This is a genomic window from Bacillus sp. JST-5 (assembly GCF_057747715.1).
Genome location: NZ_JBYLHW010000001.1, coordinates 55,962 through 57,055, shown reverse-complemented (window position 1 = coordinate 57,055; position 1,094 = coordinate 55,962). Strand labels below are relative to the sequence as shown.

3 protein-coding genes are annotated in these 1,094 nt (G+C 38.8%); all 3 read right to left on the bottom strand.

Annotated elements, in window-relative coordinates; genetic code table 11:
* Positions 1-440, bottom strand: a 440-nt coding sequence (gene bshB1 / locus AC3ASS_RS00325) for a bacillithiol biosynthesis deacetylase BshB1 (protein ID WP_488281500.1), incomplete at its 3' end; no start/stop codon positions are given.
* Positions 437-853, bottom strand: a complete 417-nt coding sequence (gene mgsA / locus AC3ASS_RS00320; RefSeq protein WP_488281499.1) for a methylglyoxal synthase — start codon at positions 851-853, stop codon at positions 437-439. The genes bshB1 and mgsA, both read right to left, overlap by 4 nt.
* Before the next feature lie 11 nt (positions 854-864).
* The coding region (locus AC3ASS_RS00315; RefSeq protein ID WP_488281498.1) for a dihydrodipicolinate reductase C-terminal domain-containing protein at positions 865-1,094 on the bottom strand (230 nt) is incomplete at its 5' end.

Genomic DNA, 1,094 nt, shown 5'->3' with positions numbered 1-1,094 from the left:
AAATAGAGCTCTTTCACTTTATGATAGTTCTCATCAGGTAAATATTTTCTTATACCTGCAGAAAATATAGCCTCTTCCACTAATTTTGAACAGTTGCCGTGATCTGGATGCCGATCTACTGCATACGGAGCAAATACGACTTTCGGTTGTAGTTTTCTAATCACTTTTACTATTTTTTGAATATTTTCTTCCGATATATATAATCCTCGATCAGGTATGTTTAACGTGATTCGCTCATGAACCCCTAATACCTCTGCCGCCTTAGTGGCTTCTTTCTTCCTTAATGGAACATTCCCATTTGATGAAAGTTCTGCTTCGGTTAAGTCACAAATCGCTATCGACTTTCCAAGGGTTGATAGTTTAACAATCGTTCCTCCCATACCTATTTCTACATCGTCTGCGTGAGCACCAAAAATGAGGATATCAACAGGGGCTTTCATGAAAACTTCACCCTCTTCCCTCGTATAATTTCTCGCCAATCAATGTCCCCTCGTTGTAATCCTAAAATAATAATTTCTGCTGTTCCCATATTCGTAGCGAGTGGAACATTATAGACGTCGCACAAGCGAATAAGGGCGGATACGTCAGGTTCATGTGGTTGTGGTGTTAATGGATCTCGGAAAAAAATTACGATATCCATTTCATTTTTTGCAATAAGAGCACCGATTTCTTGGTCTCCACCAAGAGGGCCAGATTGAAAACGATGAACCGGTAATCCAACTTCTGTTTGAATGCGTAAACCTGTTGTTCCTGTAGCAAACAATTGATGTTGTCCGAATACATGTTTATAGGCGGTAACGAAACGAACAAGATCATCTTTCTTTTTGTCATGAGCGATTAAAGCTATATTCATAGGGAACTCTCCTAATCTAAAATGTTTTCTAATCCATAAACGAGTTCGTTTAGTTGAAATACTGTTTCGACAGAAAGTTTAACTCCAGACATAAAAGAAGCTCGATCATATGAATCATGACGAATCGTTAATGTTTGTCCTTCTGTCCCAAAAATGACTTGTTGATGGGCAATTAATCCTGGAAGACGAATGCTATGAATTTTCATTCCTGAAAAATCACCACCACGAGCTCCAGGAATCG

Excerpts from the sequence above, each read along its gene's own strand:
- mgsA (WP_488281499.1), bottom strand. The coding sequence starts at position 853 with ATGAATATAGCTTTAATCGCTCATGACAAAAAGAAAGATGATCTTGTT.